Below are 13,351 nucleotides of genomic sequence, written 5' to 3'. Positions count from 1 at the left end.
AGGGATAACCACCTACTATTCCCAGAATTAAAGGTAGGGTTTGGCAAACGTGTTCTCAAAAACCCCTTTAGGTGAGCTTATAGTTTTTTATATAAATTAAAATTGCCTTAATAAAGGCTTTATTACTAAAGGTTTTACGCCCTATTTTACCTTTATATAAATCACGAAACATCTTTAACGTATAATTAGAATTGAGAAAGTGATTTAGTCTGTGAATTTCAGTTTTTGGGTGCTCAACTAACTCATCATAATTCATAGTTATGCTAGGGAAATCAGAATCACTCAAGTAGCGAATTATTCTATCCTGTGAATTTTTTTCAGATACTTTAAGCTTTGAGTAACTCACAATCTGTCTCTTGTTTATCAAAGAAACCCATAAAGAAATTGGCTGCCGTGAGACAACGATATATTTAATATCACAACCTTGGAGTAACTCTCCCCAAAAACCTATTGTTATCCATAGCCTAGGGTCTTTCCATATCCACTTGCCATGTTGTTGGCAATAATTAATAAACTCAACAAATTTTTTAGTGTCTACCTCGTTGTGGCTTTTTCGAATACGCACAAATAAGTCTGCGTCATACCATGATGATTCATTAAGTTCTATATTCAAAGTAGCAAGCAATTCATCATTCAATTCGACCAATCTTTCATTTTCATATGTTTCATAATGTCCTGATGCATTGGACTTAAAAACTGTTTTATCACCTAGCCAATAATCTTTTTGTGCAATAAACCCTGTCACTACCGAGCTACCACTTAGCCCTGTTGTTAAAACTATAATATTACTTGTTGGCATGCTTTTCCTTTTAATGTTCAGGGTGATTTTTATAAAATAATATGTACTTATTTATCAAGCGTCTTAATAACCTTGGCAGGATTACCTGCGACAATAGAATAATCGTCTACATCATTAATAACGACAGCACCAGCTGCGATCACGCAATGATCACCTACATTGGCCATAATAAGTGAACCATTACCAAGCCAAGAGCCACTGCCTATTGTTACTTTTTCGAATGAGCCACCTTGATCTTTAATAGGCTTTGATAAATCTGAAAAATTATGCTGTCCTTTGCCGCTCATAATATGAACACCACTACCAAGCAGGGTATCTTGGCCAATTATGCATTTACCAATATTACATTGTGGTCCAATATACACACCAGACTCAATTTGAGTATCACGTTGAGAAAATAAAACGAGAAAAGATATCACTGCATCGGGAGCACATGCTGTAAGTGTAAATCGATAAAATCCAGCTCTAAGGTACACACCAAGTTTACCTGGAATAAGGCATAAGAATTGACTAAAACCTGATAACAAGGCATCATCTTTCAAAACCATATTAAAAATAAAGTAAAGCAATGTTATTGGAGACATAGCAACAGCTGCAATAGTAAATATAATTTTCTTAATTAATATCTTCAAAATAACTTTCGCCTTAATCTATCAATTCATCGTTAATTAATCTGAATGTAGGTCGTACTTTAGTCCGAAAAATGTAATTTGTTAGCATAAATTCTAACCTACAACCGACCATTCAACACATCATCTAAGACTTGTAACTTACCTTGCCACGAATAATGTTCATGAATTAACGATAATGCATTTTTCTTAATTGTGGTACGAAACACTTGATCGTTTTCTAATTTTTCCACTGCACTTAAAAACCCAACTTCATTATTAGCAATGAGTATATGTTCATCTTGAACACAATCTATACCTTCAGCACCCATAGATGTTGAAATTACCGGTAAGCCGCATGCAAACGCTTGTAATACTTTATTTTGCACTCCACGAGCTAACCTAAACGGAGCAACAAAATAATCAGACTGATGGTAATAAGGCAATATATCATCCACAAAACCGGTAACTTCAATACCGGTAATATTTGTTAATTCATTAACCGCCGAAGATGGATTCATGCCGGCAATAATAAACCGCGCTTTTTTATATTTAGCCAAAATACTTGGCCAAACCGTTTCAATAAACCAAACCACAGCATCGACATTAGGTTTATAATCCATAACGCCGGTGAACAAAAATACAGGTGCTTCATTTTCAGGGGCGGCCTTTGCAGGAACAAAAGCTGTAGTATCCATACCGTTACCCATTGTTAGTACTTTTCCAGCGTTGCTACATCGTGAGTTGAATAAGTCAACTTCGGCATCAGCGATGAAAAAACTTGTATCAAAATCATGGGTTATTTGCTGTTCATATTTAGCTAAAACCCTAGCCTCTCGTTGATAAATCCATTTCATTGGCCAATTTGATGTTTGTGCATATTGTCGCCATTTATCAGAATCTAAATCCATAAAGTCCATTAACAAGAGTGGTTTCTTTTCCAAGTTTTGAATAGATTTACTTTTGTAGATATATTCCGCCATGGCAGAGCTGGTACAAATAACAACATCAAAACATTCTTGTTGTAATAAACAATCAAATTTATTTTGTAATTCGTTAACATAAAAGTTGGCGACACTTAATGCTTGCCCTTTTAATAGTCCTTTAAGTAATCTAATAGGTTTTACCGTTAATGCATGGTTCGTAATGTTCTCACAATATCTATCCGCTAACTCTTTAAAATAATTAACATCTTCACTTTGATCTAAAGGAGCACAGACACTTATTTTATGTTTCTGTTCCGCAAGGTGCTTTAATTGATTAAAGGTACGGATTTTTTCACCTTTATTTGGCGGAAAAGGGACGCGTTGAGCGAGAAAAAGAATATTCACGATTTTGATTACCTAGTTTTTCTTATGAATTATATATTTGTAATAAATGATATATTGTTTTTCATTAAAAAAGCAGGATAATTTTTCGTATTATTAAAATATATTATCCATTCCTTAGTCTCGTTTTTTGTCAATTAAGGTATATAATGTTTACTGAATCAAATTTGAATGAGCGCTTAGTTTATCGGATGAACCGCTCATATCATGTTGTATTGAAAATAGATTAATAAAGGGAATTTTTATTATGAATAAAGGCTTAAACATTAATATTTCTTACTGCTTATCTATCGTTCTTTGTTTCATTTTACTTGGCTGTGGTGCCTCCGAAAGTGAAAGTGATGATGTTATAGAAGTTACTGAGGTTCCAGTTGTCCCTGAGGTTCCAGTTGTCCCTGAGGTTCCAGTTGTCCCTGAGGTTCCAGTTGTCCCTGAGGTTCCAGTGAATGAATCTCCTCTAGTTAATGTTGGTTCAGATTTTGAAGATATTGGTGGAAGTACTGTAGTGCTTACTGCTGAAGTAAGTGATGCGGATGGGAAGATACTATCGACTTCTTGGAAGCAACTTGTAGGGAAAAGTGTAGAGCTAGATGATGCTCTTTCAGTTAATACAACTTTTATAGCTCCTGCATTATCGTTAGAAGAAGAAGCTCAAATATTGATTTTTGAATTAACAGTTACAGATAATTTAGACGCAGTAAATACTGATTCAATTTCCATTACTATAAATCCAAATCAATCTCCTTTAGTGAGTGTGGGTTCCGATTTTGAAGAGAATGAGGGGAGCACGGTAATACTTTCTGGAGAGGTAAGTGATACGGATGGGGAAATAGTATCAACTTCTTGGAAGCAACTCGAAGGTATAAATGTAGAGTTAAATGATGCTTTCTCGGCTCATACAACATTTATTGCGCCCATATTACCATTAGAAGAAAAAACTCAAGTTTTGGTTTTTGAATTAACGGTTACAGATAATTTAGACGCTGTAACTACGGACTCAATTTCAATTACTATAAATTCAACTAATGGCCTCCCCATTGCAAAAGCCGGTGAAGATCAAATACTAGCACCGAATTCAGAGGTAACCTTAGATTGCAGTCAAAGTTACGATCCTGAAGGAAGTGACCTAAATATTTTATGGGTACAAGTTTCTGGTAGCTCTATTACACTTGATGATAACTTTAGTTGTTTGACAACCTTTGATTTACCGAATACGGCAGAAGTTTTTGAGTTTGCTTTAACTGTTGAGAATGATAAAGGAAAAAGTAGTAGCGACACAGTAAGCATTACATCAACCCCTACTAAATTCTCATCATTAACCATAAATGATATTGAGTATCAAGGTGGTTTTAGGTTTTCAGGAGAGCTTTTTGGAGATTCAAATTACGCTAACCTAAGCTATTCACCTGGAGTTATCACATACAACCCAACAAATCATTCTCTTTTCATTGTAGGCCACAGTAGCGAACAGGCTATCGCGGAGTTTCTCATACCTGAAATTGTAAATAGCCGAAATATGGCTGACTTTAAAGTACAAGAAAATATACTTCAAGGTTTTGTTGATTTCCACGAAACAGGGCGTGTTGATACAGGTATTGACCAACGTTTCAGAATAACAGGGCTGGCTTTAATTGAAGGTAAACTAATTGCCAATTATATGGATTGGTATGATTCATCTGGATTGGAGACTGATACTACAGTAGTTTTTCAGGACGCTAATAATTTATCTACCAGTGAGATTGTTGGCCCTTTTCAATTTGAAGGCGCTATGCATGCTGCGGGTTGGATCACTCTTATCCCGCAGGAATGGCAGCAAAGTTTAGATGGCCGTTATGTTAGCGGGTTTTCCAGTGGCTCTATACTATCTAGATTATCGGTTGGCCCATCAGCATTTATTCTTGCAGACGAAAGTAGTTTATTAAATGCTAAATCTGGAATACTAATTGAAACTGAAGGGTTGCTCAATTTTAATTATCCTCAAGAAATTCTATATAACAAAGCTATCTATGGCGAAGGCCCTATCAGTCAAGATGATATTCTTTATAACAATGACTTAAATAATGACCTTTGGACGAGAACCTCTGGAGCATCATACGGCTTCATCGCTCCTGGTAGTAATACTTACGTTACACTAGGATATTCAGCGGGTCATGAATCAGGATTGGGTTATAAGGCTACCCAAGACGACGGCACTAAGTGTGGTGGCCCTTGCCCATTTGTTGCCGCTGATAAGTATAACTACATTTGGCTATGGCATGTCAGTGACTTACTTAAAGTAAAACAAGGCTTGATGGAACCCCACAATCTTCGTCCTTATGAATATGGCAAGCTTGATACGCCTTCAAATGCAGAGCTTAAAGGAGCAAGTTACGATGCTGAGAGTGGGCTGTTATATATTTCTTTAGAGAATGGTGATACTACAGAGAAGTTCGGACGCCCTCCCTTGTTTTATGTTTATAAAATAAATAGCTATTAACCGCGACTTGTAACTTGTCAAAATAGATAACTCTAGAAGCAAGGTAACAAGCACAAAATCCTAAAAAACTTATCATACCCAATTGACTTGGGTATGATTTTTATAAAGTATTTATATATATATCATGCATTGTTTGAGCTCTTTGCTCAAAGGAAAATTTAGATTTGGTAATATCAATCGCTTTTGCACCAAAGCTTTTTCTTATTTCAATTGAAGAAAGTAATTCTGCTAAATACGTTACCAATGCATCGGTAACATAATTACTGAAATCTAAAGGTAGGGTCGTTACATAACAACCTTTAAACATTTTAAGGCAATCATATTCAGATATATCTATCATATAACCAGTTTCACCTTGTACCATCATCTCAGGAATAGCCATATAGTTAGTTGCTATGACAGGTATACCATAAGCCATTGCTTCTAATACAGCAAAACCAAAAGCGTCACCATAAGTAGGTAATAGATAAATATCTGTATTGGGTAATAAATTATTGAGAAATGTATCTCTTAATACTCGACCCATAGTAATATTTTTATTGTTTTTTATTTTATTAAGGTACTTTTGTTTTAATTCTTCATCTCCTGTATGGAAGTCAATAACCTCGTCACAACATAAAGTAAGTTGAAGTGAAGGATATTCTTTTTGCATAACCTCAAAAGCATCTACAACATTAACGCCACCTTTAATAAAAAAGTTGCCATTAAAAAGTAAATTTATCGGTTCTTTTTTATATTGGATGAATTGTTCATCGACACTGCGGATAGCAGGATAAACAACGGTTGATTTTTCTAAAATAACCGAGTTAGTTACATTGCCATAACTCTTTATAGTTTTTTTCCCTGCCTCGCTCCAAAACAACAGTTTTTTAAAGTTATCTTGAGCAAAAAGGTATTCCATATATTTTGCACGAATAATTTTGGGAAGGGGTAAGCCCATAAATGAAAATGCGAGGGCTTCTTGATACATCGCCAAAGAATAGAACCACGGCTTTCTAGTATTTACAGGCGTTAATATAGCTTCAATAGCATCACAATCACCTTCATCGAAAGAACTCATAAATCCTTTAAGGGGACTATGCATAATAGGATGACCTTTATTGAGGTACTCTAAAAATTTGTAGTTTACGTTTTCGGGGGGATAATTAGCTTGCTCAACTGCCATACCATGTTGTTCAGTTAAGCCTATTAATAATCTTTTTTCTGATTGGTCCATGAATAAACCTCTTGCTTAATGTTCAGGGTAGATTGACGCCTATTACAGTAGTTTCTAGTAATATAAAATTCCTTGCATCATTTAGTTCCCTACAATTAATTTGTAGGATGGTGATAATCATTATAAAGCAAAAAAACATATCACTTATATCATGATTATTACTGTATTAATTTCATCAGATGGAATCATTCAATAATTTTGTTCTATGCTATATTAATCCTAAAATATATTTTAGTGTGAACCACTAAAAACCTTTTTAAATTCTTGTTGAAGTGGATGCTTAATCATAAATATAATCGATAACCAAGTAATTCCCATCAACAGTAAAAACACTAGCATTTGAATTAAAATGCTTGTCTCAATAAACAAATCTATTTTTGTAATTCCGGTGGCTATGACATAACACCCTACACAAAGAAGAATATTCTTGATTTGTGAACGGATAAATTTCAGCGTTGAGAATTTCATGTAAATAGAAAGTACTACATTTATTGTAATAAAATAAACAAAAGAGACTACTATCATGGCTTGTGCTATAGCATTAAGGCCGAAAGGAAAAACAAAAAATATAGTTAATGCTGTAATTATTGTAAATATTAAGTTGATAATGAATATGTGTTTTTCTTTATCCTCAGCAATTAAAAGTACAGACACGAGCGGATGAATATTATTAAAAAATGCCCAAAAACAAAGTGTAGCTACCAGACCCGCACTTTCTGTCCATTGATCGCCGAATATAAATAAAACCAATGGCTCACTAATAACTGATGCGATAACAAAAGCAGGAAGTAAAAGTCCATTGATAAGTGCCGTCGATTTTAAATAAGCGTCCTCAATGGGGGTTCCATCTTTCTTACTATTAGTGAAATATGGAAGTGCTACCTGCATAACCCCCATTGCTAAAGTAGTATGAATATAATTGATTAATCCTAACCCTCTAGAGTAATAGGCTACCATAGATGGCGTCCCCACTTTACCTATGATCAAATCCGGTGATATCATGTTCATTTTATTGCATAAGTTACTGAATGTTACATAAAAACCAAATTTAGCAATATTCTTCATCTCTTTAAACCTAGGAAGCCACTCCATTGAGGCAGGAGAATAAACACGAATCAGAAACGTTTGTATAATAGATTGAACTGCCATAGATATTGCGAGTGCATAATAACTAAAGCCCAAATAAACAAGTACTATGGTCATTATCAGATTGGATATTTGAGTAATAATGCCTATTCGAAATATCTTATCAAACTTTAGATCCCTAGTTAACAACGCAATACCATTTGCAGCGTATGGTGATACAAAAAATGGAACTGTTAATATTAACATTAACAGCCCTATGTCATCTTTTTCATAAAAGGCTTGGGCTGGGTATGCTGAAAAAGCGACTATAAGACCAAGTGTAACTGAAATTATTATATTGAGCCCTAAAGCAGATTTAATATCATTTTTGTTTAATTCTACTTTCTTAACAATGTAATTACCGACTCCGAATGTTTTCAAAGTATTTGCAATGATAACTATTGAACTGGCAATCGCAAATATACCCAATTCATCCGGAGTTAAAATCCTTGCAATAATAATAACAGCTATTAAATTTAGAAGACTGTCTAAATGAGTCGCGATTATTGAAAACTTTAAAGCTCTACGAACCTTTGTCATGATATTTCCATCAGTGTTGTTCTTTGTCTATTACAAAGCATAAGGCCTCGTTTCTTAAATATTAAAAATAGATTTAGCTTTTTCAGTGTGTACTTTCCAGTCTAAGGAATACTCTACATGTTTTCTAGCTTTAGCTCCTATCTCTTCACATTTTTCCGGATTCTGCAATAACTCCGTCAATTTAAGTGCTATCGGTTCAGGTTGTGTACAATCTATAATAAAGCCTGTTTTACCAATGACCATAGTTTCAGCTGTACCACCTGAATCACCAGCAATTACCGGTTTTTCACATGCTTGAGCTTCTACTAATACCATACCAAAACCTTCGATGTCTTGTTGATAAGTTCGATTGGGTAATGCAAAAACATCACATTGCTGGTAGGCTTGAATCATCTCCTCATCACTGATTTCCGACATGAAAAGAACATTATCTTCAAGCCCCAGTTTTTGAGTCAAAACTTCTAATTCTTGCTTTTCTGAACCGCCACCAATAATTGCATAGAGTACATCAGGAATAGATTTTTTGATCTCCGGTAATGCTCTTATTAGCATATCTTGACCTTTGCGCTTTTGAAGGCGACCAACGGTTAAAACAACTCGTTTACCTTTCCAGCCTAAAGACTCCTTAATATCATCATTTTGTTCGGCAGGAATGAAGCGATCTGTATCGCAGCCTGGATTTAATATTTCCGTTATGTCAGGATTTGCATCCCAATTATTCCGAATTAAATTAGCTGTATTTTGGCTATTACAAATTAATGTTGAAGCGTTAGACAAAACCTTTCGTACAATCCAAGATAGCTCGCGGCTAGTGGCTGCGGCTTCTACATCTTCCCCATGGATAAAACAAATGTAAGGGATATTGAACGTTTTTTTGAATAGATAGCCGATAAACCCCTCGGGTATACAACGTCCACAGTGAATTGTAGTTACATCATGTTGTTTAATGAGTTTTCTAATATTATTAAAGACACGCCCGTAAAACGTTATACCACTTAAACTTTTTATTCCCCAACTTGGCGATGTAAGGTTTACACGTGTAACATTTAAATCATGAGTTTTATCAAAAGCTTCATCAAACACGGCTTGGCCTGCAGCGATTATATATTCACTTCTCGATAACCGTGAATAAAGCTCCCAAAACCAGCGTCCACTACCGCCATTGGTGGGTGGGAATATCTCGCTTATTAATAAGGTTTTTTTTGTCATTTATTTATCTCTACTTAATATCAAGAAATTATATTTTTATGTATTTTTGAATAATTTTTACTCATAAAGCTTCGCTCAATAAAATAATAAAATGGAGCACAAAGTACTATAGTTAGAACGATTGTTAATATCCCATAGGCGATGTTACTGGGTTCTATAATCTGGCGAACAAACATTTCGGGTATTTGATAAAGTTTTGCGTGGAGAAGATATACTGAATAAGACATCGCGCCTAAAATCAAAAATAATTCGAGAAAGTATTTTGTTATCCTTCCCCGCTTTAATTGTACTAGTGCGTCTTCAAACGGGGCCACTATCCATAACATTAATACAAAGATAACTGCAAATGAAAAATTGGAAATAGTCAAATTAAAATCTATATAAGTTATCAAAGAAATCAGTATTATTATGTTCAATAATGATGAAATTATTAGGGTGTGTTTAGTTACTATCTTCTGAAAGTAAATGTTGCCTTTATGTAAATAAGCTAACGCAAGTCCACAAGCGAACATTTGCCAATAATGTATGAAAAGGCCACCGCTCAATTCGATGCCTAATACTTGGTTCAAAAAGCTTGCACCAGTAACTATTAATAGGATTTTTTTAAAATGTTTTTTGAAATGTAGGGCTAGGTATACTAATAAATAAAATTGAAATTCAATTGCTAATGACCAGTACACAGAGTTAATGGCATTGAATTGTTCTTGAACATTAGAACCATTTGAAAAAAAAACTTTGGTTAAGCTTACAAAATAAAGCCATTCGATAGAGCTCATTTTTGATAACAACGATATCGGCTGTATATATGTACCTGACTTAAACATAGCTATGAATTCTATTGCATAAGGCATTAATATTACAACTATAATCGAAGCCCAAAATGTTGGATATATTCGCAAAAATCTCTTTTTTAGAAAATCCTTTGGGGAAGCATTTTTAGATAAGGATGATTCAGCTGAATATGCTATAACGTACCCTGAAATAACAAAAAACATTGGCACACCCAAATGTCCATATTTAGCTAATTCATATAATAAAGGAGATGACTGCGCAAAAATTTGCTTTGAATGATAAAAAAACACCCATAAGGCGGCTAGGCCTCTGACAATATCCATGATTAAAATCATTAGTTAACTAGCATTTAATGAGTTCAAAAACATGGTAAGTTCTGATTCACATTCTTGTTCAAGTTTTTCAAACCAGTTATTATCGGCAAATTTTTTCCACTTATCTACACCTTGATTTTCTATAACTGATGCTGCTTGCTTTAGGTGCTTATAATCGATATTTAACTCTGTAAAAAGATCTTGTAAAATCTTATTTGGGTCTTGCATCAGCTGTTTAAGACTAATACTTTGATTCGATTCTTTTTTACCGTACAGGTAAGACAACTTCCAGAGATAATAGAAGCGTTGGTAAGGGTGCGTAGTTGTTCTCTGGTCTAAAAAAGGGAAATGTTTTGCTAAATCATCACACCATGAATTTAAGTAAAAACCGTCTATGTAGGTGGTTTCAATATTATCTTTGGTCATCAGTTTTTTGTCCGTTAGAAATGAATACCATTGATCTCTAGGGTGACGGTGCAGGTGAATAAACTTTGCATTAGGGAAATGCTGTTTTAACCAGGGTAAACGAAAATCAATACGGTTGAATTGTAAAACAGGACGGCCTTCTGCTTTATTAATTAACTCACAAATGTATGATTTCATATCAGGCGCCCATGTATTGGAATCCATGAACAAACCTTCTCTGATCCAGTCTTCTTGATAATATTGATCTAAGTGTTCCATACCATCATATTCACTAGAGTAATCATCTACTCCAATATGAGTTGAATCAACATGCTCGCCCCTAGACGTTTTGTCGAACCAGCGGCGTTCATTGAAAGGTTCGTAATATGATGTGCAACCATCAATGTTTCTAAATATATTCCATAGCAAGGTTGAACCACTTCGAAAACGACTAGTAATGAATACTATGTCATCACGCTCAGATGTTATTTGACTATTTGAAACACAATTTGTACTGTGATCATATGGATTATCCTCATTATGAAGAGTACCTAAGTCTTGTTTAGATAATTTGATAGAGTCGTGCACACTTTGTTGAATTTTTTCATTCTTTAGGAACTTTAAGAAAAGGTTCAATAATCTATTTTTAAATTTGTTAGTTAAACTCATATTAATAATCTAATTATCCTGATAAGACTTGGTTATATAAATAATGGTATTGTTTGTTCATATTCATTTCTGAAAAATGAGAATCAAATCTACTTTTTGATGCTTGACCAAATTGATTTTTGTTCACAGTAGATTCAAGAATATTTGTTATTCCTTGAGCAAACTTTTGAGCATTATCATTTGGCGTAACAAAACCATTTCCTCCATTTACCACAATTTCAGGATTCCCCCCCGCATCTGTAACTACACAAGGCTTACCTAACGACATAGCCTCTAAAAGTGTCATCGAGGTTCCTTCGCTAAAGGATGATAGCAAGTATATATCCATTAAAGCTAAGTAATTATGTGGCTTTGTTTGATAGCCAGTTAAAATTACATTTTGAGCTAAGTTTAGTTGTTTAATACAAGCTTCAATGTTTTCACGTTCTTCGCCGTCACCTACAATGATTAAGGTAGTATTTGGTTGTTGTTCAAGTACAAACGCAAAAGCTTTTAACATCATAATATGATTTTTTATCGGATCGAAACGAGCGATAGTACCGAGAATGTTATGGCTCTCAGCGATAGACAATTCTATTCTTAATTTATCTACGTCAGACTGAACAACGGTTAAAGGTGTTATCCCGTTATATACAACGTCAATTGATGTTTCGTTAATACTTTCACATTTAACAAGAGCTTGTTGCGTGGCTTTTGAAATTGCGGTTACCTGATCGGTAAATAAATTGAGGATTGGGTTAACTAATTTGCGTTTCCAGGAACTTGAGTCTGGATAAAACCGTCCATGTTCGGTGAAAATAACTCTTGTTTTAGTGAACGCTGCGGCGATTACACCGTATACCCATGGGGTATACTGATGACAATGAATAATATCTATATTATTCTTTTTTACGATACCGCGAATTTTTTTTATTAAATTTATGTCAAAGCCAGGCTGACGGTTGGATTCGAAGAATCGAATATTGTTTTTTTTAAGATCTTCAGCAAATGGACCTAAAGGAGATTCTATACAGAGAACGGTCATTGAAAATAAATTAGTGTCGCTGCCATCTATTATATTTTTAATAACCATTTCAGTGCCTCCGATACGCATGTCAAAGGTTATGTGCATTATATTATTTTTTTTCATTTTATTTATTTCCGCTGAATCAATACACACTGTTTCACGGAGTTATATTAATAATTATTTGAATTTATAACCAAATGGAGATGTATAGTCATTAACATGTTTACATGGTGTTAATGTTACTTTAAATTATGCAAATTAACACTAAATGTTTATAAGATAACTCATGATAAAAAAACAGTTTCACCCAATTGCAATAATTTGTAGCAGTGTATCTATTACCCTATTAGCTATGCTATTTGTACTGCCATCTAAAGTAGAAAATATCGTACTACACACCTTAACAAATTCAAGTACCAATATTACTGATAAACTTTTAGTCCAACAACAGGAAATAGCTAGCTTATTAACTGATATAAAAAGAAAAGATGCGGCGATTAATAATCAATTATCCTTAATTAACGGTTTGGTAAATGGTGTTCGTAACGAGCAGAGCTTGATGCAAGTTCAAAGCGGAGATGTTAGTTTGTCTACTCAACTATTTCCTGAATTGATGCAATCAAGCCAATGTAATGGCAAAAAGGGGATTGTTGAAAAGACAATCAAATTCGATTCACCATTTCTTTCAGTTCCTCATGTATTAGCATCTTTTCAAACGTTAGATTTTGCGAACGGGCCCGATCACCGATTAAAAGCAAGAGTAAGCAATATTACTACAAGTTCTTTTGTACTTAGCTTCCATACTTGGTGTGATACTCGACTTTCTCAAGCATCACTAAGTTGGTTGGCTATCGGTTTATAAGT

At 34.3% G+C, this 13,351-nt stretch carries 11 protein-coding genes; 2 read left to right on the top strand and 9 right to left on the bottom strand.

Annotation, left to right across the window (positions count from 1 at the left end; translation table 11 throughout):
- Positions 1 to 67 precede the first annotated feature (67 nt).
- The 3 genes from CXF85_RS17765 to CXF85_RS17755 form a co-directional block, all read right to left on the bottom strand.
- A complete protein-coding gene (locus tag CXF85_RS17765; RefSeq protein ID WP_101229984.1) occupies positions 68 to 799 on the bottom strand; it encodes a hypothetical protein in 732 nt (243 codons plus the stop codon).
- Positions 800 to 846: 47 nt separating this feature from the next.
- Positions 847 to 1,431, bottom strand: a complete 585-nt coding sequence (locus tag CXF85_RS17760) for an acyltransferase (protein ID WP_101229983.1) — start codon at positions 1,429 to 1,431, stop codon at positions 847 to 849.
- 98 nt (positions 1,432 to 1,529) lie between these two features.
- Positions 1,530 to 2,738 (bottom strand): TIGR03087 family PEP-CTERM/XrtA system glycosyltransferase, encoded by a 1,209-nt coding sequence (locus CXF85_RS17755; RefSeq protein WP_101229982.1) that lies wholly within the window; start codon positions 2,736 to 2,738, stop codon positions 1,530 to 1,532.
- 244 nt (positions 2,739 to 2,982) lie between these two features.
- Here CXF85_RS17755 and CXF85_RS17750 point away from each other — a divergent pair, with 244 nt between their 5' ends.
- Positions 2,983 to 5,211, top strand: coding sequence for a PKD domain-containing protein (locus CXF85_RS17750; protein ID WP_101229981.1), 2,229 nt, complete (start codon positions 2,983 to 2,985; stop codon positions 5,209 to 5,211).
- 100 nt (positions 5,212 to 5,311) lie between these two features.
- Here the strand turns inward: CXF85_RS17750 and CXF85_RS17745 are convergent, their stop codons facing one another.
- The 6 genes from CXF85_RS17745 to CXF85_RS17720 all read right to left on the bottom strand — a co-directional run bounded on the left by CXF85_RS17745 (position 5,312) and on the right by CXF85_RS17720 (position 12,610).
- On the bottom strand, positions 5,312 to 6,427 hold the full coding sequence (locus CXF85_RS17745; protein WP_101229980.1) for a glycosyltransferase family 4 protein: 1,116 nt from the start codon (positions 6,425 to 6,427) through the stop codon (positions 5,312 to 5,314).
- A 231-nt stretch (positions 6,428 to 6,658) separates the two neighbouring features.
- Positions 6,659 to 8,092: a lipopolysaccharide biosynthesis protein gene (locus CXF85_RS17740; RefSeq protein WP_101229979.1), complete on the bottom strand. Its 1,434-nt coding sequence runs from the start codon at positions 8,090 to 8,092 to the stop codon at positions 6,659 to 6,661.
- A 54-nt stretch (positions 8,093 to 8,146) separates the two neighbouring features.
- Entirely contained in the window at positions 8,147 to 9,301 is a 1,155-nt protein-coding gene (locus tag CXF85_RS17735; protein ID WP_101229978.1) for a glycosyltransferase family 4 protein, read from the bottom strand.
- Positions 9,302 to 9,321: 20 nt separating this feature from the next.
- Positions 9,322 to 10,416: an acyltransferase family protein gene (locus CXF85_RS17730; RefSeq protein WP_157829130.1), complete on the bottom strand. Its 1,095-nt coding sequence runs from the start codon at positions 10,414 to 10,416 to the stop codon at positions 9,322 to 9,324.
- 15 nt (positions 10,417 to 10,431) lie between these two features.
- Positions 10,432 to 11,481, bottom strand: coding sequence for a sulfotransferase (locus CXF85_RS17725; RefSeq protein ID WP_101229976.1), 1,050 nt, complete (start codon positions 11,479 to 11,481; stop codon positions 10,432 to 10,434).
- A 13-nt stretch (positions 11,482 to 11,494) separates the two neighbouring features.
- The gene (locus CXF85_RS17720; protein WP_101229975.1) at positions 11,495 to 12,610 is read right to left on the bottom strand and encodes a glycosyltransferase; all 1,116 of its coding nucleotides are present in this window, start codon (positions 12,608 to 12,610) and stop codon (positions 11,495 to 11,497) included.
- 163 nt (positions 12,611 to 12,773) lie between these two features.
- On the opposite strand from CXF85_RS17720, the gene CXF85_RS17715 reads away from it, so the two are divergent.
- Positions 12,774 to 13,349, top strand: coding sequence for an H-type lectin domain-containing protein (locus CXF85_RS17715; protein WP_101229974.1), 576 nt, complete (start codon positions 12,774 to 12,776; stop codon positions 13,347 to 13,349).
- Positions 13,350 to 13,351 lie beyond the last annotated feature (2 nt).

Source organism: Colwellia sp. 75C3, assembly GCF_002836255.1.
Classification (GTDB): domain Bacteria; phylum Pseudomonadota; class Gammaproteobacteria; order Enterobacterales; family Alteromonadaceae; genus Colwellia.
This window is presented reverse-complemented; position numbering and strand designations above follow the sequence as displayed.